Source organism: Comamonas aquatica (assembly GCF_018064205.1).
Taxonomy (GTDB): domain Bacteria; phylum Pseudomonadota; class Gammaproteobacteria; order Burkholderiales; family Burkholderiaceae_C; genus Comamonas; species Comamonas aquatica.
On sequence record NZ_CP072916.1, the window covers coordinates 3,208,446 to 3,231,835 of the forward strand.

A 23,390-nucleotide genomic window follows, 5' to 3' on the forward strand; every position below is an offset into this window, starting at 1 on the left:
CCTTAGGCGGCGATTTCAGCGCCATTGGACTTGAACACGCGAACACGTGCGCCATCGGCGTTCACCTTGATGCCCACGCGATCGGCCTTGCCAGTCGCTGCATTGAAGATAGCCACGTTGGATTGGTGGATAGGCATGGCCTTTTCCACGATACCGCCGGTGGTGCCCTTCATGGGGTTTGGCTTGACGTGCTTCTTGACCAGGTTCACGCCTTCGATCAACAGATGCGAATCGTCAACGCGCTGAGTCACCACGCCTTGCTTACCCTTGTCACGGCCGGTCAGCACGATGACTTTGTCGCCCTTGCGAATCTTGTTCATGGTGCTTCCTTAGAGAACTTCAGGTGCCAGGGACACGATCTTCATGAACTTCTCGGTACGCAGTTCACGTGTCACGGGGCCAAAAATACGAGTGCCGATAGGCTCCAGCTTGGCGTTCAGCAGAACGGCAGCATTGCCATCGAACTTCACCAAAGAACCGTCGCCACGGCGGATGCCCTTGGCGGTACGGACGACCACAGCACTGTAGACCTCGCCTTTTTTGACGCGGCCACGGGGAGCGGCTTCTTTGATGCTCACTTTGATGATGTCGCCAACACTTGCGTAACGACGATGAGAACCGCCCAGCACCTTAATGCACTGAACAGACTTCGCGCCCGTGTTATCGGCAACCTCTAACCGAGATTCTGTTTGGATCATTTCAATATTCCCAACTTGCTCCAGCAGACCCGGACAGCCCCAGAGAACTTCTCAAGGGCCGAACGAGCAGCCGGTCAGTCTTGGGCCCGTCGTCCACCTTCTGGACCATTCCAAAAGGCTTCCCGCTGGGCAGAACTTTCACGCTTTTACACGTGAAGCAGAGGAGTATCGCAGGAAAATCCTTGCGTGTCAACTGCTTAGCACGCCAAAACCAGCTGACCTGCGGGGCAGACGGCCTGCCACGCAGCGGTTATAAAAAACATAGCTGCTAGCGCTTATCCAGCGGCAGTTTCAAAGGACTTTAAAGACAGAAACAGCCATAAAAAAGCGCCGACCGCTCCTGATTCGGAAGCAATCGGCGCCACAGCTCGGCAATCGGGAGGTTGGGAGGTCAGGCCGCCAGGCGGTACTGCTGGCACAAGGCCAGGAAGTCGGTCAGCTTGACGTCAACGCCGGGCAGTTCCTGCTGCAGGATCTCGGCCACGCGCGGCGCCACCTGGGCGGCCAGGCGGGCGTCTAGGAACAGCAGGCGGCTGCGGCGGGCCAGCACGTCCTCGACGGTGCGGGCGTACTCGTAGCGCGCCGCAAAACGCACCATGGCCTCGCTCAGGCCTTCGGCCAGGCGCTGGTCGGCACCGGGCAGGCTGTGCACGGCGGCGGCTTCGGTGCCGTAGATGTGCTCCCCCTGGGCGGCGTTCATGCGGTGCTTGACCTGTTCGGGCTTGGGGGCGCCAACCAGCGGCAGCTTGACGGTCACGCCGCCAGCGCGGCCTGGCAGGAGCTTTTGCTCGAAGCATTCCTGCAGCACGTCCTCGGCCATGGCGCGGTAGGTGGTCCATTTGCCGCCGGTCACGGTCACCAGACCGGACTTGCTGGTCATCACCGTGTGTTCGCGGCTGATCTTCTTGGTGTTCTCGCCATCGTCGTCCTGGGGCTTGACCAGGGGGCGCATGCCCACCCAGATGCTGCGCACATCGGCGCGCGAGGGGCGGCGGCACAGGTAGTTGCCGGCTTCCTTGAGGATGAATTCAATCTCTTCCTCGAAGGCCTGGGGCTCGCGCGCCAGGTCGTGGCGCGGCGTGTCGGTGGTGCCCAGGATGACCTTGCCCAACCAGGGCACGGCAAACAGCACGCGGCCGTCGGCGGTCTTGGGCACCAGCAGGGCATGGTCGGAGGGCAGGAATTCGCGGTCCACGACCACATGCACGCCCTGGCTGGGCGCGACCATGGGTTTGACGGGCTTGCCCAGCAGCTCGGCATCCTGCTGGCGCAGCGCATCCACCCAGGGGCCGGTGGCATTGACCACGCACTTGGCGCGCACGGTGTAGCGGCTGCCGGTCTCGGCGTCCTCGCAGACCGCGCCCACCACCTTGCCGCCTTCGTGCAGCAGTTCCTTGGCGGGGCAATAGTTCACCAGCAGCGCACCCTTGGCGGCGGCCGTGCGGGCCAGCGCCAGCGCCAGGCGCGCATCGTCGAACTGGCCATCCCAGTACTTCACCCCACCCTTGAGGTGGTCGGTGCGCACCGTGGGCAGCAGACGCAGGGTCTTGTCCTTGCTGAGGAATTCGGTGCGGCCCAGGCCGTCCTTGCCGGCCAGCGCGTCGTACATCTTCAGGCCGGCGCCGTAGAACGGCGTATCCAGCAGGCGGTAGGACGGCATCACGAACGGCAGCGGCTGGGCCAGGTGCGGTGCGTTGTTCAGCAAGGTGCTGCGCTCGTGCAGGGCTTCGCGCACCAGAGACACATTGCCCTGGGCCAGGTAGCGCACGCCGCCGTGCACCAGCTTGGTGGCGCGCGAGGAGGTGCCCTTGGCGAAGTCGTGCGACTCCACCAGTGCCACCTTGAAGCCGCGGGCCGCCGCATCCACGGCCGTGCCCAGGCCCGTGGCTCCACCGCCGATAATCAGCAGATCGTAGGTTTCCGGTTGGGCCAAGCGGGCCAATAATTCGGCACGATCGGTGGTCAGGGGCGTGGTGGCAATCGTCATGGCGCTTCAGGACTGAGCAGGTGTCTGAGGGTAATCAATCAGCAGGAACGGGGGCGTCAGTGCACGCCGATCCTGCGCGCCGCCCCAGCGGGTCCAGCGCATAGCACACATTGTCCCGCTTTTTGCGCGTTTGTGATTGGTTTCTTTCGATTTTCATTATTTTGCTTTCGGTTTTAGGATACACCAGCCCCAAGCATGAACCCCACAGCAACGTGATCAGCAACAACAACCCCCGCCAGCTGCAATTGCTGGAAGAAGTGCGCAACCAGCAATCGGCCACCGTGGAGCAGCTGGCCGAGACCCTGGGCGTGACCTTGCAAACCGTGCGCCGCGATGTGCAGAAACTGGCCGGCGCCGGCCTGCTGGTGCGCTTTCACGGCGGTGTGCGCGTGCCCAGCGCCACCGTGGAGAACCTGGCCCACACGCGGCGCGAAACGCTGCACGCCGACGGCAAGGCGCGCATCGCCAAGGCCGTGGCCGAGGCGGTTCCGAACGGCTGCTCGCTGATCCTAAACATCGGCACCACCACCGAGGCCGTGGCCAAGGCCCTGCTGCACCACCGCGGCCTGCGCGTGATCACCAACAACCTGAACGTCGCCGCCATACTGAGCAGCAACGCCGAGTGCGAAGTCATCGTCGCCGGTGGCGTGGTGCGCACGCGCGACCGCGGCATCATCGGCGAGGCGGCCGTGGACTTCATGCGCCAGTTCAAGGTGGACATTGCCCTGATCGGCATCTCCGCCATCGAGGCCGACGGCACGCTGCGCGACTACGACCTGCGCGAGGTGAAGGTGGCGCAAACCATCATCCAGCAGTCGCGCGAAGTCTGGCTGGCCGCCGACCACAGCAAATTCCACCGCCAGGCCATGGTGGAGCTGGCCAGCCTGCGCCAGATCGACCGCCTGTTCACCGACGCACCGCCGCCCAGCCCCTTCGACCGCCTGCTGGCCGACGCCGAGGTGCAGTGCGTGGTGGCGCAATGAGCGCCACCTGCACCCTGCGCGCGGCCCAGCCGGACGATGCCCCGGCGCTGGCCGCCCTGCTGCAGGGCATTGGCTGGTTCGACCGCTTTGCCACCGGCCACCCCGAGGCGCACGCGGCCCAGCTGGCGCCCCTGCTGACCCCCAACCCACACCAGCTGCAACTGGTGGCCTGTGACGCCCAGGGCCAGCTGATCGGCTACTGCGCCGTGCACTGGCTGCCCATCGCCATCTTGCAAGGCTGGGAAGGCTATGTGAGCGAACTGTTCATCGCTGACAGCGCCCGGGGTTTGGGCGTGGGCAGCCAATTGCTGGACCAGGTCACCGCTGCGGCCCGCAGCCGTGGCTGCCGCCGCCTGTGGCTGGTCAACAACCGCCAGCGCGACTCGTACCACCGGGGCTTTTACGCCCGACAGGGCTGGCAGGAGCAGGCCCAGGCCGCCCGCTTTGTCCTCGACCTCTGATTTGCACCACCGCCCATGACCACCTACCTGCTCGCCTTGGACCAAGGCACCTCCAGCTCCCGCGCCATCGTGTTCGACACGCAGGGCCGCATCGTCGCCTCCGCCCAGCAGGAGCTGCCCCAGATCTACCCCCGCCCGGGCTGGGTGGAGCACGACCCGCGCGAGATCTGGCGCACGCAGCTGGGCACGGCGCGCGACGCCCTGGCCAAGGCCGGACTGAAGGCCAGCGACATCCGCTCGGTCGGCATCACCAACCAGCGCGAGACCACCATCGTCTGGAACCGTGCCACCGGCGTGCCCATCCACCACGGCATCGTCTGGCAGGACCGCCGCGCCGAGCCCACCTGCCAGCAGCTGCGCGAAGCCGGCCACAGCGACACCATCCTGCAGAAAACCGGCCTGCGCATCGATGCCTACTTCTCGGGCACCAAGCTGCAGTGGCTGCTCGACCACGTGCCCGGCGCGCGCGACGCCGCCGAGCGCGGTGAGCTGGCCTTTGGCACCGTGGACAGCTGGCTGATCTGGCAGCTCACCGGCGGCCAGCGCCACGTCACCGACGTCAGCAACGCCAGCCGCACCATGCTGTTCAACGTGCACACCAACCAGTGGGATGCCGACCTGCTGGCCTTGCTGCACATCCCCGCCAGCCTGATGCCCGAGGTCCTGCCATCGGCCGCCGACTTTGGCCGCACGGCCGAGGACGTGCTGGGCGGCCCCATCACCATCGGCGGCGTGGCCGGCGACCAGCAAAGCGCGCTGTTTGGTCAGGCCTGCTTTCAGGCGGGCATGGCCAAAAACACCTATGGCACCGGCTGCTTCATGCTGATGCACACCGGCGGCCAGTTCCAGACCTCGGCCAACGGCCTGCTGACCACCAGCGCCGCCCAGCCCAGCGCCACGCCCCAGTTTGCGCTGGAAGGCAGCGTGTTCGTCGGTGGCGCCGTGGTGCAGTGGCTGCGCGATGGCCTGCAGGCGATTGAACACAGCGGCCAGGTGCAGCAACTGGCCGAGAGCGTGCCCGACAGCGGCGGCGTGATGCTGGTGCCAGCCTTCACCGGCCTGGGCGCCCCCTATTGGGAGCCCGATGCACGCGGGTCGATTACCGGCCTGACGCGCGGCACCACCCTGGCCCACATCGCCCGCGCCGCGCTGGAGTCCATCGCCTACCAGAGCGCCGCCCTGCTGCTGGCCATGAGCCGCGATGCGGTCGCCAACGGCGGCGCGGCCGTGAGCGAGCTGCGCGTGGACGGCGGCGCCTGCGTGAACAACCTGCTGATGCAGTTCCAGGCCGACCTGCTGGGCATCCCCGTGGTGCGCCCGGCCTGCGTGGAGACCACCGCCCTGGGCGCTGCCTACCTGGCCGGCTTGTCCAGCGGCGTCTACCAGAGCACGGAAGAACTGTCCTCGCTGTGGAAGGCCGAGCGCCGCTTTGTCCCCACCATGGACAAGTCCCGCGCCGACGAGCTGATGGCGCGCTGGGAACGCGCCGTGCGCCAGACCGTTGCCGCATAAACATAGCAACCTGCGCTCGTCGGATCATGGCTACAGGCCTAAAAGACTCCAACATGGCGCCCGGGCATTTTGGGTGCGACGCGTGCGCCCTTCAGGCTTCGGGCGCGTCTGCCAGCAACCCCTGGTACAGCAGCGCCCCCAGGACCGCACCGGCCATCGGCGCCAGCCAGAACAGCCACAGCTGCTCCAGCGCGATCGCGGGACCGAACAGCGCCGGCCCGGTGCTGCGCGCCGGATTGACCGAGGTGTTGGTCACCGGGATGGAGATCAGGTGGATCAGCGTCAGGCACAGGCCGATCGCCAGCCCGCCGAAACCCGCAGCCGCCTTCGGCGCCGTGGCCCCCAGGATCACCACCAGGAACACTGCGGTCAGCACCACCTCCACCACCAGCGCCGCCGTCATCGAGTAGCGGCCCGGCGAGTGCGCCCCGAAACCATTCGTGGCCAGGTCGCCCATCAAGGCCCCGGCCTGGCCGCTGGCCACCACGTACAGCAGGGCCGCCGCCGCGATGGCCCCCAGCACCTGGGCCAGTATGTAGCCCGGCAGCTGCGCCGCCGGAAAGCGCCCGGCCACGGCCAGCCCCACCGACACCGCCGGGTTGAAATGCCCGCCGGAGATGGGCCCCAGCGCGTACGCCCCGGTCACCACGGTCAGCCCGAAGGCCAGCGACACGCCCAGCAGGCCAATGCCCACCTGCGGAAAGGCGGCCGCCAGCACCGCGCTGCCACAGCCACCGAAGGTGAGCCAGAACGTGCCCACCAGCTCTGCCGACCACTTCTGTAGATTCGACGCCATGCGACACCTCCGTGCGGTGCGGCGCCATCCCGGAGGCGCCATGGCACGGTTTATAGTTCCGGCACGGCGCCGCAGCGCCTCCTTTTTTCTGATTTCCGTGTCCTACCATGACTACCCACTCCACGCAGCTTGAGCGTTCCCCCGTGATTGCCTTCATCGGCGGCGGCAACATGGCCAGCGCCATCATTGGCGGCCTGATCGCCAGCGGCCTGCCGGCGGCAAATATCCGTGTGGTCGAACCCTTCGAGGCCGCGCGTGACGCGCTGCAAGCCAAGTTCGGCATCGACGCCCTGCCCGCCGCCAGCGCGGCCCTGGACGCGGCCGACCTGGTGGTCTGGGCCGTCAAGCCCCAGACCTTCAAGGACGCCGCCAGCGCCGCCGCCCCCCACACCGCCCAGGCCCTGCACCTGAGCGTGGCGGCCGGCATCACCACCGACAGCATCGCGCAGTGGCTGGGCACGGGCCGCATCGTGCGCGCCATGCCCAACACCCCGGCCCTGGTCGGCAAGGGTATGACCGGCCTGTTCGCCCGCCCCGAGGTGGACGCCGGCGGCCAGGCCCTGATCGAGCGCGTGATCGGCACCACCGGCCAGCTGGTGTGGGTGGATGGCGAAGCCAAGCTGGACGCCGTGACGGCCCTGTCCGGCTCCGGCCCGGCCTATGTGTTCCTGCTGCTGGAAGCCATGACCCAGGCCGGCGTGGACATGGGACTGACCGCCGAGCAGGCCTACCAGATGGCCGTGGCCACCTTCCAGGGGGCGTCGGAACTGGCAGCCCGCTCCGACGAGCCCGCCAGCGTGCTGCGCGAGCGCGTGACCAGCAAGGGCGGCACCACCTACGCCGCCATCACCCACATGCAGCAGGCCGGCTTGCCGCAGACCTTCATTGCAGCCCTGCGCAAGGCCGAAGCCCGCGCCCAGGAACTGGCGCAGGAGTTCGGCCGGTAACGCGGCGCCGTACTTTCATTAAAAATCCCCGCCAGCATGCTGCTGCGGGGATTTTTTACGCAATCGGCCAGGAGCCTTCACGCCCCGGCACGCTGCTGCGCTCGATAGGCCAAAGCTTCACCACTCGGCCTATGCTGCTCCACAGCAGGCATGGCAAGCCTGACGCCATTCCATTGCACGTACTCTGAATCCAGCAAACTTTCGTGCAACCGAACGACATAGCTACTGGGGTCCACACACACCAAACCAAGATCAAACAGCTTGTGCAAATCTGCTCGCAAAAGCAAGCCGTTGCTGACCGCGTTCGTGTGCGGACCTCGATAAGAAACGATATGCGCAGCCTCTAGCAATGCAGCGACCCGACATCGGCTGATCGCACACTGCCCCTTATACGCGGCCATCAGACTTGCTCGAAATGCGGGCTGGCCTTGCCTACGCACAATCAGAGCCATCTCTCTGCGGCGTGCATCTTCATGCAGCGCCCAGCCATGCTCAGACTCCACGTCATGCTGCGCCTGATACAGCGCATCGCTCGTTGATGGGTGCTCGACCAACTGCGGGCGCAGCTTGCCTTGTGCGTCAGGTGCCAGCGCCCAAATGCCATGCTGGTTGCGGTCATACAGCGTGAATAGGGTCTCGCCATCATCACGTTTGAAGCAAAAGATTTGGTCATGCAGGTGACCTTCATCTGACCGCCTAGCGATCTGATTGCCGCCAAAGTTGCTTCGAGCAAACGAATTCACAGCCAAAGTGGACAGATCCGGTGCCACATTTTTCGGATTAAAGTTTGGCAGGACACGCAGCACCTCTGCCGTAATTGCATGGCGTGTTGCGACACCGCCCAAACTCACCAAGGCATCCAGAACGATTTGCACCGTACTTTTGCTGCCATCACCATATTTGTACCGTTGGGCTTTGTACTGCGTGACCATGTCGTGATGCTCCTGGGCTGCCTCATCCGTCGCGCCATCGTTTCGCATACCGCACCAGATCATCAAGCGCCCCACACCATGGAGCGCATGGAAATGGCGGCCATCTGGAAGTCGGCGTTGAAGAACTGGGCCACTTCGCCCGGGTGCACGGCCCCGGCCGCATACAACAGCGGCAGGTAGTGGTCGTAGGTCGGGTGGGCCATCTGCGCCACCGTGCCCAGCTGCTGGAAGTCGCCCAGCCGCGCCAGATCCCCCCGCTCCACCAGCCCGGTCACCATCTGGTCGAACTCGATCGCCCAGTCATAGGCCTGCAGGGGCGACTGCGTGCGCTGCAGGGCGCGCAGGTTGTGCACCACATTGCCGCTGCCCACGATCAGTACGCCGCGCTCCCGCAGGGCCTGCAGCTGCTGCCCCAGGGCGAAATGCTCGGCCGACGGGCGGCGGTAGTCGATGCTCAGCTGCACCACGGGGATGTCGGCGGCCGGGAACATGGGCTTGAGCACGCTCCAGGTGCCGTGGTCCAGGCCCCAGCCGTCCGCATCCACCCCCAGCGCCTGCTGGCTGTGCGGCATGTGCAGCTGGCTGGCCAACTGCTGCGCCACCACCGGTGCGCCCGGCGCAGGGTATTGCTGGGCAAACAGCGCGTCGGGAAAGCCGCCAAAGTCATGGATGGTCCGGGGCTGGGCCATGCCCGTCAGCCAGCTGCCCTGGCCCTGCGTGATCCAGTGGGCGGAGATGCACAGCACCAGCTGCGGGCGCTCGGCCCGGGCCAGCAACTGTTGGCCCAGTTGCTGCCAGCTGCGGCGGTAGGCGTTGTCCTCGATCGCATTCATGGGGCTGCCATGGCCGACGAACAGCACCGGCATGCGTGCCGAGGGCCGCAGCGCGGTGATGCCGGCCTGCGCCGCGGCGCCCTCCAGCGTGTGGCTCATGCTCATAGGGACTCCTGTGGCGGCCAGGGCCGCCGCGCCTGCGGCCATGCCCAGCCAATGTCTGCGTTGCATCTTCCCACTTTCTGCGCGATGCATCGCGGGATGCGGGCATGAAACAAGGGGCGCCTGGCCCCTCGCAAGCACTGGGCAGACTGAGTGCCCCGGCACGGCAAAGTTCCGCCCGCAGCGGCCTAGCGCAGCGCGAAGCCCAGGGCAATCCCCGCAAACAGGCTCATGCCGATGTAATGGCTCTTGCTGAAGGCCACAAAGCAGCCTTCGCGCGTGCGGTCCTTGATCAGCGTGTAATGCCACAGCACCTGCGCCGCGGCCACGCCCAGGCCCAACCAGAATGGCCAGCCCAGCCCCTGGGGCAGCACCGCCCAGACGGTCAGGCCCAGGCACAGCACAAAAAAGCCCATGATGGCCGGCACGTCGCAACGCCCCAGGGTGATGGCCGAGGTCTTCATGCCGATCTTCAGGTCGTCGTCGCGGTCCACCATGGCGTATTCGGTGTCGTAGGCCAGCACCAGGAACATGTTGGCCAGCCACAGGGTCCAGGCGGTCCAGCCCACCTCGCCCGTCACGGCCGCAAACGCGATCACGATGCCGAAGTTGAAGGCAATGCCCAGGAAGGCCTGGGGCATGGCAAAGAAGCGCTTGGTGAAGGGGTAGAGGATGGTGAACAGCACGGCGGGCACGGACCAGGCCACGGCCTCCCAGCGCGTGGTCAGCACCAGGGCGAAGGCCACCAGGGTCAGCACCAAGCCCACCAGCGCCGCCTCTTTGACGCTGACCTGGCCGCTGGTGATGGGGCGCTGCGTGGTGCGCTTCACATGCCGGTCGAAATCGCGGTCGGCAATGTCGTTGATGGTGCAGCCCGCGCTGCGCATCAGCACCGTGCCGGCGACGAACACCAGCAGCAGGTGCCAGCCCGGGAAACCCTCGGCCGCCACCCACAGCGCGGCCAGCGTGGGCCAGACCAGCACCAGCCAGCCGGCCGGGCGGTTCCAGCGGATCAGGTCCAGGTACAGCGACAGTTTGGAGCGGGGTGCCACAGCGGCACCGGGAGAAGCAGGACGGGTCATGGGCAAATTGTCGCGCCAAATGCACAACGCCCGCTGGCAGCGGGCGTTGTGGCGGGGCGCGGCGCACGGGCGCCGGCGCGGGGTGTCACTCTTCCAGCATCGAGCGCAGCATCCAGGCGGTCTGCTCGTGCACGGTCAGTCGCTGGGTCAGCAGGTCGGCCGTGGGTTCGTCGCTGGCCTTGTCGGCCAGGGGGAACAGGCTGCGTGCGGTGCGCGCCACGGCCTCATTGCCCTCGACCAGGATGCGGATCATGTCCTTGGCCTTGGGCGGCGTGGCAGGCACGTCCGCCAGGCTGGTCAGCTTGCCGAACTGGGCGTAGGAGCCGGGTGCGGGGTGGCCCAGCGAGCGGATGCGCTCGGCAATCGGGTCCACGGCGTTCCACAGCTCGGTGTACTGGTCCATGAACATGTTGTGCAGGGCATTGAACATGGGACCGGTCACGTTCCAGTGGAAGTTGTGCGTGGTCAGGTACAGGGTGTAGGTGTCGGCCAGCAGGCGCGACAGGCCCTGCGCCATCGCTGCACGGTCTTCGTCACTGATCCCGATATTGATAGCAACACCAGCAGCCACAGAAGCCTTCACAGGCTGCTTCTTGTTGGTCTTGGTCGATTCTTTCGCCATGGTATTTCTCCTCAAACACTGAACGGGGCGCCGTGTGCGCCACATGCGCAGGCACGGTCGGCCTTACGACTTTAGCGCATGCCGCAGGGCGCGGCATGTCGGTTTCATGACTTGGGCCAATGGGACGGATAGCCCGCCGCCGCTCAGGTCAGCAGGCTGACGCCGGGCAGATCGCAGGCGTAGACGGCGTTGCGCAGCGCGGCAATCGCTTCGTAGCGGGTGAAGCTGCGGCGCCACACCAGCACGACACGGCGGCTGGGCGGCGTATTGCCGTCGTCGCCACGGATAGGCAGGTAGCGGATGTGCGGATCGTCCGAGCTGCGGCGGCGCTGCGTGACCAGGGCCTCGTTGGGCACGGACAGGCGGGGCACCAGGGTCACACCCATACCGGCGGCCACCATGTGCTTGATGGTTTCCAGGGACGAGCCCTCGAAGGTGCGGCGGATGCCTTCGGCATTGCTGGCGTAGCGCGCGAACTCGGGGCACACCTCCAGCACATGGTCGCGGAAGCAGTGGCCCGCGCCCAGCAGCAGCATGGTCTCGTTCTTCAACTCGGTGGTGGTCACCGATTCCTGCTGCGCCAGCGGGTGGGCACTGGGCACGGCGGCCATGAAGGGCTCGTCGTACAGCGGCGCCATCGCCAGGCCGGTGTCGGGGAAGGGTTCGGCCACGATGGCGCAATCGATCTCCCCGGTGCGCAGCATCTCCAGCAGCTTGACCGTGAAGTTCTCCTGCAGCATCAGCGGCATCTGCGGCGTCATCTTGATGGAGTTGCGCACCAGCTCCGGCAGCAGGTAGGGGCCGATGGTGTAAATCACCCCCAGCGTCAGCACGCCCGACAGCGGGTCCTTGCCGCGCTTGGCGATTTCCTTGATCTCCGCCGCCTGTTCCAACACACTTTGGGCCTGCCGCACGATGGACTCGCCCAGGGGCGTGACCGAGACTTCACCCGCGCTGCGCTCGAAAATCTTGACGTCCAGTTCCTCTTCCAGCTTCTTGATGGCCACCGACAAGGTGGGCTGCGACACATAGCACGCGTCTGCAGCGCGACCAAAATGCTTCTCTCGGGCTACGGCAACAATGTATTTCAGTTCAGTCAGTGTCATGGGCGGAACGTGCGCCTATCGCAGTTCGTGGGTTGAAAGTGCAAAGCGGGGATGTAATCGAATGTATAGCAGGCTGGCTTTCTCTGCACGGCCGCATGCCTGATTATTTCGCCCAAACCCGCGCTTGTCCTACGCCTTGAGAAACTCGGACTTGGCGCCCAGCCAACGCTGGATGTGCAGGTCCGCCAGGTGCGGGTAGCGCTGCAGCATGGTGGGCGCCAGCTCGCGCGCCCATTCCAGCAGGGCCACGTCCCGCTCCAGGTCGGCAAACCGCAGCAAGGCATCCCCGGACTGGCGGGCCCCCAGAAACTCGCCAGGGCCGCGGATTTCCAGGTCGCGCCGCGCGATCTCGAAGCCGTCGTTGGTCTCGGCCATGGCGCGCAGCCGCTCCTTGCCGGTGTCCGACAGGCGGCCGTTGTCGTTGACCGAGTACAGCAGCACGCAGGCCGAGGCCGCAGCACCCCGCCCCACCCGGCCGCGCAGCTGGTGCAGTTGCGAAAGGCCAAAGCGTTCGGCATGCTCGATCACCATCAGGCTGGCGTTGGGCACGTCCACCCCCACCTCGATCACCGTGGTCGACACCAGCACGCCCATGATGCCGGCGGTGAACAGCTCCATCACGGCCTTCTTCTCGGCCGTGGGCATGCGCGAGTGCAGCAGGCCCACCATCACGCCGGGCAGGGCCTCGCTCAGATCGGTGTGCGTGGCCGTGGCGTTCGACAGGTCCAGCGCCTCGCTTTCCTCAATCAGCGGGCACACCCAGTACACCTGCCGCCCGGCCGCCACCTGGGCCCCGATGCGGGCGATGACCTCGTCCTTGCGGCTGTCCGAGATGACCTTGGTCACGATGGGCGTGCGGCCCGGCGGCAGCTCGTCAATCACCGACACATCCAGGTCGGCGTAATAGCTCATGGCCAGGGTGCGCGGGATGGGCGTGGCACTCATCATCAGCAGGTGCGGCTCCAGCCCGGCGTGGGCCAGCTTTTGCCGCAATGCCAGGCGCTGGGCGACGCCAAAGCGGTGCTGCTCGTCGATCACGGCCAGGGCCAGGTTGTGGAATTCCACCTGCTGCTGGATGACCGCGTGCGTGCCCACCACCAGGGCCGCCTCGCCGCTGGCGACCAGGGCCAGCATGGCGGCGCGCTCCTTCTTCTTCTGTGCGCCGGACAGCCAGGCCACCTTCTTGCCCAGCGGCGCCAGGATGGGCTCCAGCCAGCCGACCAGCTTGCCGAAATGCTGCTCGGCCAGGATTTCCGTGGGCGCCATCAGCGCGCACTGCCAGCCCGCAGCGATGCAGACCATGGCCGACATGGCCGCCACCACGGTCTTGCCCGAACCCACATCGCCCTGCAGCAGGCGGTGCATGGGCAGAGGGCGGGCCATGTCCTCGGCGATCTCGCGGCACACGCGCTGCTGGGCCCCGGTCAGGCCGAACGGCAGCTGCTGCAGAAACTGCTCCACCAGCGTCAGCATGCCCGGCTCGGGTGTGGGCACCGTCAGCACCGGGGCCTTGAGCAGCGCCCGTTCGCGCTTGGCGCGGAACTGGGACAGCTGCTGGGCCAGCAGCTCCTCGGCCTTCAGGCGCTGCCAGGCCGGGTGGCTGTGGTCTTCCAGCGTGGCCAGGGCCACGTCGGGGGTCGGGTGGTGTAAAAAATGCAGCGCTTCGCGCAGACCCATCAAGGGCTGCAGGCCATTTTCACCCCAATAGTTCATCACCGGCGGCGGCGTGCCGGGCGGCAGGGTTTCGGGCAGTTGCACGCGCTGCATGGCACTGGCGATGGCGCGGCGCAGGTAGGGCTGGGGCAGGCCGGCCGCCGTGGGGTAGACCGGCGTCAGGGCCTGGGGCAGCTCGCCGCCGGCAGCCTTGAACGCGGGGTGCAGCATCTGCCGCCCCCAGAAGCCGCCCTTGACCTCGCCGCGTATGCGCAGCACCGCGCCCACGGCCATGCTCTTTTGCTGCGACGGGTAGAAGCTGAAGAAGGTCAGCACGCATTCGCCCGTGCCGTCGTCCACCGTCACCTTGAGCATGCGGCGCGGGCGCAGTTGCACCTCGCACTGCGTGACCGTGGCCTCGATCTGCACGGTGTCGCCATCGCGGGCGTTGCGCAGCAGGGTGATGCGCGTCTCATCCTCGTAGCGCAGCGGCAGGTGCAGCGCCAGGTCGATATCGCGCACCAGCCCCAGCTTGTGCATGGCCTGCAGGGCCGCGCTGGGGGCTGTTTTCTTGGCGGGCGATGCGGAAGGGGCGGACATGGAGCGGTAGCAGTTGACGCAATTGCAGGGAGAGGGGAAAAGGCTACCATGGGCGTGCGCGTATCCAGTTGTTACGTTCTCCGCCTTTTCGACCCATGCTCAAAAAAATCCGTGTTGATCAGCTGGAAATCGGCATGCATGTCCATGCGCTCTGCGGGCCATGGCTGTCACACCCGTTTTGGCGCACGTCCTTTCTGCTCGAGAAAGCCGAGGTGCTGGACAAGCTGCGCGCCAGCCCGGTGCAGGAGCTGTGGATCGATACCGACCGGGGGCGTGACCTGCCCGCACCGCCTCCCACCGCCCCGGCCACGCAGCCTGCGGCCGAGGGCCCGGTGACCCTGGGCAGCGAGGTGCAGCGTGCGGCCGCGCTGTGCGCCGAAGCCCGCGACGCCGTGATGCACATGTTCAGCGAGGCCCGCATGGGCCAGGCGGTGGACATGATCACGGCGCAGAACCTGGTCCAGGAGATCACCAGCTCCGTCGAACGCCACCCCGATGCCCTGATCAGCGTGGCACGCCTGAAAACCCTGGACAACTACACCTACATGCACTCGGTGGCGGTCTGCGGCCTGATGGTGGCGCTGGCCAAGAAACTGGGCCACACCCCGGCCCAGGTCCACCAGGCCGGCATGGCCGGGCTGCTGCACGACATGGGCAAGGCGCACATGGACCTGCAGATCCTCAACAAGCCCGGCGCGCTGACCGAGGCAGAGTTTGCGCAGATGAAACTGCACCCCGTGCGGGGCCACGCCATGCTGCAGGCCTGTGTGCAGGATGCCGCCGTGCTGCACGCCTGCCTGCACCACCACGAACGCCTGGACGGCCGGGGCTATCCGCAGGGGCTGGCCGGTGACGCCATTCCCCTGCTGACGCGCATGGCCACGATCTGCGACATCTATGACGCCATCACCTCGGACCGGCCCTACAAGCAGGCCTGGTCGCCGGGCATTGCCCTGCAGCGCATGTCCGAATGGTGCGGAGGCCACCTGGATGTGCAGCTGTTCGAGAGCTTTGTGAAAACCATGGGCATCTACCCCATCGGCAGCCTGGTGCGCCTGCAGTCCGGGCTGCTGGGCGTGGTCTGCGCCCCCGCGCAGGCCAGCCTGTCCACGCCCCAGGTCATGGCCTTCTACCACATCGGGCAGCAGCGCCTGCTGCGCCCTGCCCGGCTGCTGGACCTGCGCCAGCTGCCCGAGGAGCGCATCGTGTCGCGCGAGGACCCGGCGCAATGGCCGTTTCAGAACCTGGACAGCCTGTGGCAGAAAGCCGCCACCGCGCTGGCCTGAGGCCGGGTGCTACTCAGGGCGCGCGGCCCTCGGCGGTGGCGGTCTGCAGCAGCTGCAGCTTCATGGCGCAATTGCGGCCCCGGCCCTTGGCCTGGTACAGCGCCTCGTCGGCGCCCCGCAGCAGCAGCTTGGCCCCGGCGATTGTCGGCACCATGCTGTAGGCCCCGGCGCTGATCGTGACCACCTGGGCCGCCTGCGAGCTTTCATGCACCCAGCCCAGGGCGCGCACGGCCTCCACCATGCGCTGCGCCACGGCATAGGCGCCGTCCAGGTCGGTATCGGGCAGGATCACGGCGAATTCCTCGCCGCCATAGCGCGCCACCAGGTCGGTCTCGCGGTGCACGCAGCCCTGGATGGCCTGGGCCACAGCCTGCAGGCAGGCATCACCCTGCAGGTGCCCGTAGCGGTCGTTGTAGCGCTTGAAATCGTCCACATCGACCAGCACCATGCCCACCGGGCGCACGCCGCGCCGGGCCATGGCACACACCTGCTCCAAGCGCTCGTTGAAGTGCGCGCGGTTGGCGATGCCCAGCAGGGCGTCGGTGCAGGAATAGGCCTTGAGGCGGGCGTTGGCCGCCTCCAGCTCGCGCGTGCGCCGCGCCACGCGGGCCTCCAGCGTCTGGTTGGCCAGCGCCAGCTGCGCGTTCTGGGCCGACAGCGCGGTGTAGAGCTTGCCGATCATCTTCAGCAGCGCCTGCGTGCCGTTGTCGTGGTTGCCGCGTTCCTTGTCGTAGGCCGCAGCCGGGGTCATGCCCTCGCGGATGGACTTGATCTGGCGCGCCATGGACTGGTCGATGCCCAGGATGTGCAGGCCCAGCCAGGAGGTCAGAAAGCCGACCAGCGTGGTGGCGGGGTCGGTCATGGTGGTGCGCTGCGCCCACAGCATGATGACCTGCTCCACGAACTGCTGGTGCATGCTGTGGTGGCTTTCGACGTGGCGCGGGTCCACGGCGTACTGGGCCATCAGCGCTTCCTCTTCCTGGAAGTGGTGCTCGGTGTACGACAGCAGGCGCGCGTAGGTGTCAGCCAGCACCACCTCACGGTCGCTGCGCTTGGAAAACAGGCCCTGGCTCAGCTCGTTGAACAGATCCACCAGCGCATGGTGCTGCTCGTCCACGGCATCCAGGTCCGTCACGAAATGCTGGTCCCATGCGAAAGAGGTGTCCATGAAGTGCAGTCATCCAGAAAGGGAAGTCTGTAATCAAGTGTAAGGATGTTTTGACACCCGGCTGTGACCCGCATCAAAGGAAGCGGTCTTCGTGCCTAGGGCTTACCCGAGGCCATCAGGGACATTGCCGGCCACTTGCCGCGCAGGGCGCTGCAGATTTGCGAGAATCGCGGTCTTTGGTTTTTTCACCTTGGAACGGGCTTGTCAGGCCCTCAAGCACACGCATGTCTCTCAGCCCCCGCGCGCACACGCTCAGCGATTTCGACTTTGTGCTCCCCGAGCACCTGATTGCCCAACACCCGGCTGCCGAGCGCAGCGCCTCCCGCCTGCTGGATGCACGCGCGCCGGAGCTGGTGGACCGTATCTTCAAGGACCTGCCCGGGCTGCTGCACGAGGGCGACCTGCTGGTGTTCAACGACACCAAGGTGGTCAAGGCCCGCGTCTTTGGCGAGAAGGCCAGCGGCGGCAAGCTGGAGCTGCTGATCGAGCGCGTGCTGCAGGGCAACGAAGTCGTGGCCCACATGAAGGTCAGCAAGAAGCCCCTGCCCGGCGCGCGCATCCACCTGTGCGGCGGCATCCAGGGCGGCGGCTTTGACGCCGTGCTGCTGGGCCGCTGGCCCGACGACAACGGTCCGCTGTTCCGCTTTGCGCTGACCGGCGCCCGCGGCGAAACGCCCTGGGAGCTGATGGACCAGTTCGGCCACCTGCCGCTGCCGCCCTACATCGAACGCCAACAGAACGCCGAGGTCGATCCCGACGCGGCCGAGGACACCGAGCGCTACCAGACCGTCTTCGCCAGCCACCCCGGCGCCGTCGCCGCGCCGACGGCGGCGCTGCACTTCGACGACCAGGTGCTGGCGGCACTGAAGGCCAAGGGCGTGGAGACCGCCGCCGTGACGCTGCACGTGGGCGCCGGCACCTTCCAGCCGGTCAAGACCGAGAACCTGGCCGAGCACCAGATGCACAGCGAGTGGTACAACATCCCGTTCGAGACCCTGGCCGCGCTGGAGCGCTGCCGCCAGCGGCGCGGGCGCATCATCGCCGTGGGCACGACCAGCGTGCGCACGCTGGAGTCCTGGGCGCGCACCGGCCAGATCACGGGCGACACCAACATCTTCATCACGCCGGGCTTCGAGTTCCGCGTGGTGGACGCACTGATCACCAACTTCCACCTGCCCAAGAGCACGCTGATGATGCTGGTCAGCGCCTTCGCGGGCTACCAGCACATCATGCAGGTCTACCAGCACGCAATCGCCCAGGGCTACCGCTTCTTCAGCTATGGCGACTCCATGCTGCTGGAGCGCCGCCGCTGAGCCAGCAAAAAACATAGCTGCCAGCGCTGAAAGCAAAAGGACTTCAAGGCATCAACACCTTGAAGTCCTTTTTTCATGCGCGCCAGGCGCTCACTTTTTCAGCAGCACCGCCTCAGGCGAAGTAGTGGCACAGGCGCTGGCCCTTGACCTCGTGCACCGACACCTCCAGCCCGTACAGGCTGGACAGCACCGCATCCTGCACCACCTGCAGGGGCGAGCCCTCGTAGGCCACGCGCCCGTCCTTCATGGCCAGGATGTGGTCGGCGTAGCAGCTGGCAAAGTTGATGTCGTGCAGCACCACCACCACGGTCTTGCCACGCTCGTCCACCATGCGGCGCAGCAGGCGCATCATGCTGACGGCGTGGGCCATGTCCAGGTTGTTCAGCGGCTCGTCCAGCAGGATGTAGGGCGTGTCCTGGCACAGCACCATGGCGATGTAGGCGCGCTGGCGCTGGCCGCCCGAAAGCTCATCCAGAAAGCGGTCGGCCAGCGGCTCCAGCTGCAAGAAGGCCAGGGCCTCGTCCACATGGCGCAGGTCCTCGCCCGTCATGCGCCCCTTGCTGTGCGGAAAGCGGCCGAAGCCCACCAGATCGCGCACCGTCAGGCGCAGGGCCGACTGGTTGTCCTGGCGCAGGATGGCCATCACCTTGGCCAGCGCGTCGCTGGCGGTCTTGCCCACGTCCAGGCCGGCCACGCTGGCCGTCCCCGAAGTGATCGGCGCCAGGCGGCTGACCAGGGCCAGCAGCGTGCTCTTGCCCGCACCATTGGGGCCGATGATGGCCGTCAGCTGGCCGGCCGGAATCTGCACATCCACCCCGTGCAGCACGGTCGTCGTTCCGTGGACTTTCACCACCTTGCGTGTTTCGATCATTGCTTACCCTTGCGCATCAGCAGGTAGATGAACACCAGCCCGCCGACAAATTCCACCACCACCGACAGGGCGGAGTTGAAGCCCAGCACCCGCTCCAGCACCACCTGCCCGGCCAGCAGCAGCACGCAGCCCCACAGCACCACCGCCGGCAGCACCCAGGCGTGGCGGCGTGTGCCCATCCACTGGTAGGCCATGTTGGCCACCAGCAGGCCGAAGAAGGTGACCGGGCCGACCAGGGCCGTGGAGATGGCCACCATGGCGCACATCACCACCAGCAGCTGCAGCACCTGGCGCTGGTAGTGCACGCCCAGGTTGACGGCGGCATCGCGCCCCAGGGCCAGTACATCCAGCACATGGCGGCGGTGCCAGAAGAAGGCCGTGCCCAGCGCCAGCACCACCAGCGACGGCAGCAACAGCTGCGTGTGGATGGTGTTGAAGTTGGCGAACATGCGGTCCTGCAGCGTCGCGAACTCGTTGGGGTCGATCATGCGCATGGCAAAGCTGGTCATGCTGCGAAACAGGATGCCCATCACCATGCCCACCAGCAGCATCAGGTGCAGGCTGCTGGCATGGCCGGTGAACAGCCAGCGCATCAGCGCCACGCTGAGGGCCACCATCAGCACGATCTCCAGCCCGTACTTGGGCAGCAGGCCCAACTGCACCACGCCCACGGAGCCCAGCACCAGCACCAGCACCGCCTGCAGGAACAGGTACAGCGCATCCAGCCCCATCACCGCGGGGGTCAGGATGGTGTTGTGCGTCACCGTCTGGAACACCACGGTGGACATGCCCAGCGCACAGGCCACCACCAGCATGGTCAGCGCCTTGGTGCCCCGGTGCTGGAGCACGAAGGCCCAGTCGGCCTCCACGCCCAGCGTCATGAAGGCCAGCAGCGTCACCGCCGCCAACACCGCCAGCGCCGTCAGGCGAACCCCCTGACGCGACCAGTTGCGGGTCCAGGCCCCGGCCTGCAGGGCCTTGCTTGCATCGCCAGCCATGGCGTCACTCCGGCCGCGCCCGGCGGCGCAGCAAAATCACCAGGAACAAGGCACTGCCCACCACGCCCATGACGGTGCCCACGGGCACTTCATACGGGGCGATGACGAGACGGCCAAACAGGTCGCACAGCAGCGTCAGCGCCGCCCCGGCCAGGGCCACCCACAGCACGCTGCGGCGCACGTTGTCGCCCAGCACCAGGCGCACCACGTTCGGCACGATCAGGCCGACGAACGGGATCGCACCCACGGTCACCACGATGCAGGCCGTGACCACCGAGACCACGATCAGCCCCTGCAGCACCAGGCGCTGGTAGTTCAGGCCCAGGTTGGTGGCGAACGACTCGCCCAACCCGGCCACCGTGAAGCGGTCGGCCGCCAGGCAGGCCAGCACCGTCACACCCAGCGACAGCCACAGCAGCTCGTAGCGGCCTTCGACCACCACGGAAAAATCACCGTTCGAGAACGCACGCAGCGACTGCAGCATGTCGTACTGGTAGGCCAGGAAGGTGGCCGCGGCCTCCAGCACGCCCGCCAGGATCAGGCCCACCAAGGGCACGATCCAGGCCGAGCGCAGACGGATGCGCGACAGCACCGCCATGAACAGGGCCGTGCCGGCCATGGCCGTCACCGCCGACACCCCCATCTTGGCCAGCACCGACCACTGCGGCGCCCACAGCATGCACACCAGCATGCCCAGGGTGGCCGACTCGACCGTGCCCATGGTCGACGGCTCGACGAAGTGGTTGCGCGCCAGCATCTGCATCAGCAGGCCGGCCACGGCCATGGCGCTGCCCGCCAGCATCAGCGCCAGCGTGCGCGGCACGCGCGCGTACATCAGCACCTGGGCCACCATGTCGTCCTCGTGGCGGGACCACAGCGTGTTCCACGACACGTCGCTGACGCCGACCGCCAGGCTCCACAGCGCCAAAGCAAAAAGGGCCACGAGGGCCCCTGTCCACGCCAGCGCCATGCGCCCGGCGGGTGTGTGCTTATGCGGAGAAGGCATCGGACAGCTGCTTCAGGTTCTCCTTCAGGGCTGCCGGGCCCGCGTTGGACAGCGTGTACCAATTGGCCGCATTCAGATAGACCACGCGCTGCTGGCGCCAGGCCTTGGTGGCATGCACCAGCTTGTTGTCCAGCAGCTTCTTGGCCGCATCGCCGTCCTTGCCGATGGCGGCGTCACGGTCCAGCACCAGCAACCAGTCGGGGTTGGCCTTGAGCAGGTATTCAAAGGACACGGCCTGGCCGTGCTTGGACACCTCGATCTTGTCCTTGGTGGGGCTGATGCCGAACACCGAGTACAGCATGTCGAAGCGCGAGCCGGGACCGTAGACGCTGAGCTTGCCGCCGTTGGTCATCAGGAACAGCGCCCCACCCTTGCCGGCGGCCTTGGCCTTCAGCTCGGCGATGGCCGCCTCGATCGACTGGATCTGCTGCTCGCCCTGGTCGGGCACGCCATAGATGGCCGCGATGCTGCGGATGTTGCGGTACACGTGGGCCATCTGGTTCTGGTTGTCGATGGTCACGTCCAGCACCGGGCCGAACTTCTTGAGCTCGTCGATCTTGGGCAGGGTGCGGTTGCCGGCAATGATCAGGTCGGGCTTGAGGGCCTTGACCTTTTCGTAATCGGGCTCGAACAGGCTGCCGATCTGCGGGTACTTGGCGCTGTCGCGGTACTTGCGCAGCAGCTCGGGCACGGCCTGGTTGGGCACGCCCTGCACCTCGCCGCCCAGGGACTGGATGATGTCCAGCGCGCCCAGGTCGAACACCAGCACGGTCTTGGGCCGGCGCGGCACGCTCACCTCACCCGTGTTGTCCTGCACCTTCAAGGTCTCTGCCGCCTGGGCCACCGCCCAGGGCATGGTTACCAGCACTCCCAAGCCACCCAGCACATGGCGGCGCGTCAACAAGCCGTTCATCAATTCTTCCCTTGTTCAAGGCCGGCACTTCACACCGGCACTGCGGTGCATTCTATGAGAATAATTCTCAATAAGACTGGCATGGGTTTTGTAAAGTTGCGCAAAGCCGCGCCACGCTGATGCAGATCAGTCCCGGGCCACCTGGTGTCACCGCCCCGACAGCGGCGCGGCCACCGGCCCGCGCCACCGCCCGGCGCCGCCGCCCCAGCCCCTACAATCGCCAGCCGTGCCGGCCGCATGGGGCGCCCGCACCCGGGCGGTCCTGCCGCCCGCCGCCCCCGCCGTGGCTGCGGGGATGTCTTTGCAGAAAGTGGGTGGACTGGATGTCCTCCGTCTCCGGGTGTGCGCCCGCCATCTCCCCCGCCCGGGCCGCGCTGACCGGCATCGCCCTGACCGTCGCGGCCTGCGCCCTGTTCGCGCTGCTGGACAGCGGTACCAAATTTTCCGGCCAGTTCCTGCCGATGCTGATGGTGGTCTGGCTGCGCTTCGTGGCCCAGGCACTGGTGACCACGGCCGTGGTCCTGCCGCGCCAGGGCCTGCGTGCCCTGCGCACCCAGCACCCGAAGTTCCAGCTGGGCCGCGCGCTCAGCGGGGTGCTGACCACGGTGTTCGCCTTCTACTGCATCCAGCACATGCCGCTGGCCAACTTCACCGCCGTGTGGTCGGCCGGCCCCTTGCTGATCGTGGTCGCCTCGGCCCTGCTGTTTGGTGAAAAAGTGAGCGCCGCGCGCTGGGCCCTGCTGGTGATCGGACTGATTGCCGTCATCGCCATCGTCCGCCCCGAACAGGATGGCCTGCCCCTGGGCTGGATGGCCCTGGCCCCGGTCGGCGTGCTGCTGTGCGGCACCACCTACCAGTTGCTGGGCAGCCGCCTGGCGCGCCTGGACCCACCCACCACCACGCAGCTGTACACCACCTGGCTGCCGGTGCTGGCGACGGCCCCGCTGATCCCCTGGCTGTGGGAGCCCGTGCCCCACTGGCAGGTCTGGGCCGCCGTGGGCTTGATGGGGGTGTGCAGCGGCGTGGGCCACCTGCTGCTGCTGCAGGCCTACATCCACGCCACGCCGTCGGTGGTGTCGCCCTTCCTCTACAGCCAGATCGGTTTTGCCATGCTGATGGGCTGGCTGTTCTTCGACCAACGCCCGGACGGGCTGTCCCTGGCCGGGATCGCGGTGATCCTGGGCTGCGGTCTGGTCAATATCTGGCTCAGCGTGCGCGGCCGGGGCTAGCCGGCCCGCCGCCGTCGGTCCGGCCTCAGGACAGGCGCACCAGCCGCCCCGTGATGCGCTTGACCAGGGGGATCACCAGCAGCACCGTCGGGAAGGCCACGGCCCAGGCCAGCAGCCAGGTGCCGGGCCAGGCGGTCAGGGCCGCGCGGCTCCAGCCCAGGGCGCGCACCAGGTTCACCATGCAGATGATGCCGGACATCATTCCGGACATCAGCAGCGGCATGACGATCAGGGCGTACTTGGGCGGCAGCTTGGGAATGCGGCCGACGATATAGGGCGAGGGTGTCGACAT

At 66.8% G+C, this 23,390-nt stretch carries 23 protein-coding genes; 7 read left to right on the plus strand and 16 right to left on the minus strand.

Features of this window, described 5'->3' with window-relative positions:
* Nucleotides 1-2 precede the first annotated feature (2 nt).
* From rplX to KAQ61_RS15120, 3 genes are all read right to left on the minus strand, one after another.
* Nucleotides 3-320, minus strand: coding sequence for a 50S ribosomal protein L24 (gene rplX / locus KAQ61_RS15110; RefSeq protein WP_042417467.1), 318 nt, complete (start codon nt 318-320; stop codon nt 3-5).
* A gap of 9 nt (nt 321-329) precedes the next feature.
* Nucleotides 330-698, minus strand: coding sequence for a 50S ribosomal protein L14 (gene rplN / locus KAQ61_RS15115; protein ID WP_042417471.1), 369 nt, complete (start codon nt 696-698; stop codon nt 330-332).
* Between the two features lie 391 nt (nt 699-1,089).
* A complete protein-coding gene (locus tag KAQ61_RS15120) occupies nt 1,090-2,685 on the minus strand; it encodes a glycerol-3-phosphate dehydrogenase/oxidase (protein ID WP_210929701.1) in 1,596 nt (531 codons plus the stop codon).
* Between the two features lie 212 nt (nt 2,686-2,897).
* On the opposite strand from KAQ61_RS15120, the gene KAQ61_RS15125 reads away from it, so the two are divergent.
* From KAQ61_RS15125 to glpK, 3 genes are read left to right on the plus strand one after another with little or no spacing between them, the layout of a single operon-like run.
* Complete coding sequence (locus tag KAQ61_RS15125) at nt 2,898-3,668, plus strand: DeoR/GlpR family DNA-binding transcription regulator (protein WP_162858921.1); 771 nt, start codon at nt 2,898-2,900, stop codon at nt 3,666-3,668.
* Nucleotides 3,665-4,129 (plus strand): GNAT family N-acetyltransferase, encoded by a 465-nt coding sequence (locus KAQ61_RS15130; RefSeq protein WP_210929702.1) that lies wholly within the window; start codon nt 3,665-3,667, stop codon nt 4,127-4,129. Before KAQ61_RS15125 ends, KAQ61_RS15130 begins: the two co-directional genes overlap by 4 nt.
* 15 nt (nt 4,130-4,144) lie before the next feature.
* Nucleotides 4,145-5,641, plus strand: a complete 1,497-nt coding sequence (glpK, locus tag KAQ61_RS15135; RefSeq protein ID WP_210929703.1) for a glycerol kinase GlpK — start codon at nt 4,145-4,147, stop codon at nt 5,639-5,641.
* Between the two features lie 91 nt (nt 5,642-5,732).
* Here the strand turns inward: glpK and aqpZ are convergent, their stop codons facing one another.
* Nucleotides 5,733-6,437: an aquaporin Z gene (gene aqpZ, locus KAQ61_RS15140; protein ID WP_210929704.1), complete on the minus strand. Its 705-nt coding sequence runs from the start codon at nt 6,435-6,437 to the stop codon at nt 5,733-5,735.
* Between the two features lie 107 nt (nt 6,438-6,544).
* Between aqpZ and proC the strand changes: the two genes are divergently transcribed.
* Nucleotides 6,545-7,384, plus strand: a complete 840-nt coding sequence (gene proC / locus KAQ61_RS15145) for a pyrroline-5-carboxylate reductase (protein ID WP_210929705.1) — start codon at nt 6,545-6,547, stop codon at nt 7,382-7,384.
* A 77-nt stretch (nt 7,385-7,461) separates the two neighbouring features.
* On the opposite strand, the gene KAQ61_RS15150 is transcribed toward proC, so the two are convergent.
* The 6 genes from KAQ61_RS15150 to recG form a co-directional block, all read right to left on the minus strand.
* On the minus strand, nt 7,462-8,316 hold the full coding sequence (locus tag KAQ61_RS15150) for an HNH endonuclease (RefSeq protein ID WP_210929706.1): 855 nt from the start codon (nt 8,314-8,316) through the stop codon (nt 7,462-7,464).
* A 62-nt stretch (nt 8,317-8,378) separates the two neighbouring features.
* Nucleotides 8,379-9,248: a 4,5-DOPA-extradiol-dioxygenase gene (gene ygiD, locus KAQ61_RS15155; RefSeq protein ID WP_244983096.1), complete on the minus strand. Its 870-nt coding sequence runs from the start codon at nt 9,246-9,248 to the stop codon at nt 8,379-8,381.
* Nucleotides 9,249-9,439: 191 nt separating this feature from the next.
* Nucleotides 9,440-10,333 (minus strand): 4-hydroxybenzoate octaprenyltransferase, encoded by an 894-nt coding sequence (gene ubiA / locus KAQ61_RS15160; RefSeq protein WP_043383839.1) that lies wholly within the window; start codon nt 10,331-10,333, stop codon nt 9,440-9,442.
* 85 nt (nt 10,334-10,418) lie between these two features.
* Nucleotides 10,419-10,850: a Dps family protein gene (locus tag KAQ61_RS15165; RefSeq protein WP_225890607.1), complete on the minus strand. Its 432-nt coding sequence runs from the start codon at nt 10,848-10,850 to the stop codon at nt 10,419-10,421.
* A gap of 248 nt (nt 10,851-11,098) precedes the next feature.
* A complete protein-coding gene (locus KAQ61_RS15170) occupies nt 11,099-12,061 on the minus strand; it encodes a LysR substrate-binding domain-containing protein (protein ID WP_042417489.1) in 963 nt (320 codons plus the stop codon).
* 129 nt (nt 12,062-12,190) lie between these two features.
* Entirely contained in the window at nt 12,191-14,314 is a 2,124-nt protein-coding gene (gene recG / locus KAQ61_RS15175; RefSeq protein ID WP_210929707.1) for an ATP-dependent DNA helicase RecG, read from the minus strand.
* A 95-nt stretch (nt 14,315-14,409) separates the two neighbouring features.
* Between recG and KAQ61_RS15180 the strand changes: the two genes are divergently transcribed.
* Nucleotides 14,410-15,600, plus strand: a complete 1,191-nt coding sequence (locus KAQ61_RS15180; protein ID WP_210929708.1) for a cyclic di-GMP phosphodiesterase — start codon at nt 14,410-14,412, stop codon at nt 15,598-15,600.
* A gap of 13 nt (nt 15,601-15,613) precedes the next feature.
* Here KAQ61_RS15180 and KAQ61_RS15185 read toward each other — a convergent pair whose 3' ends face one another.
* Entirely contained in the window at nt 15,614-16,768 is a 1,155-nt protein-coding gene (locus KAQ61_RS15185) for a GGDEF domain-containing protein (protein ID WP_210929709.1), read from the minus strand.
* Between the two features lie 224 nt (nt 16,769-16,992).
* Here KAQ61_RS15185 and queA point away from each other — a divergent pair, with 224 nt between their 5' ends.
* The gene (gene queA / locus KAQ61_RS15190; RefSeq protein WP_210929710.1) at nt 16,993-18,081 is read left to right on the plus strand and encodes a tRNA preQ1(34) S-adenosylmethionine ribosyltransferase-isomerase QueA; all 1,089 of its coding nucleotides are present in this window, start codon (nt 16,993-16,995) and stop codon (nt 18,079-18,081) included.
* Nucleotides 18,082-18,193: 112 nt separating this feature from the next.
* Here the strand turns inward: queA and KAQ61_RS15195 are convergent, their stop codons facing one another.
* From KAQ61_RS15195 to KAQ61_RS15210, 4 genes are read right to left on the minus strand one after another with little or no spacing between them, the layout of a single operon-like run.
* Entirely contained in the window at nt 18,194-18,952 is a 759-nt protein-coding gene (locus KAQ61_RS15195; protein ID WP_042417502.1) for an iron ABC transporter ATP-binding protein, read from the minus strand.
* Nucleotides 18,949-19,950: an iron chelate uptake ABC transporter family permease subunit gene (locus KAQ61_RS15200; protein ID WP_210929711.1), complete on the minus strand. Its 1,002-nt coding sequence runs from the start codon at nt 19,948-19,950 to the stop codon at nt 18,949-18,951. Before KAQ61_RS15200 ends, KAQ61_RS15195 begins: the two co-directional genes overlap by 4 nt.
* 4 nt (nt 19,951-19,954) lie before the next feature.
* Nucleotides 19,955-20,956 carry an ABC transporter permease gene (locus tag KAQ61_RS15205; protein ID WP_197504838.1) on the minus strand — a complete coding sequence of 334 codons (1,002 nt, stop codon included), beginning with the start codon at nt 20,954-20,956 and terminating at the stop codon, nt 19,955-19,957.
* On the minus strand, nt 20,940-21,869 hold the full coding sequence (locus KAQ61_RS15210; protein ID WP_042417511.1) for a siderophore ABC transporter substrate-binding protein: 930 nt from the start codon (nt 21,867-21,869) through the stop codon (nt 20,940-20,942). Before KAQ61_RS15210 ends, KAQ61_RS15205 begins: the two co-directional genes overlap by 17 nt.
* Nucleotides 21,870-22,192: 323 nt before the next feature.
* Between KAQ61_RS15210 and KAQ61_RS15215 the strand changes: the two genes are divergently transcribed.
* On the plus strand, nt 22,193-23,098 hold the full coding sequence (locus KAQ61_RS15215) for a DMT family transporter (protein ID WP_210929712.1): 906 nt from the start codon (nt 22,193-22,195) through the stop codon (nt 23,096-23,098).
* Between the two features lie 25 nt (nt 23,099-23,123).
* On the opposite strand, the gene KAQ61_RS15220 is transcribed toward KAQ61_RS15215, so the two are convergent.
* Nucleotides 23,124-23,390 (minus strand): DUF2798 domain-containing protein, encoded by a 267-nt coding sequence (locus KAQ61_RS15220; protein WP_210929713.1) that lies wholly within the window; start codon nt 23,388-23,390, stop codon nt 23,124-23,126.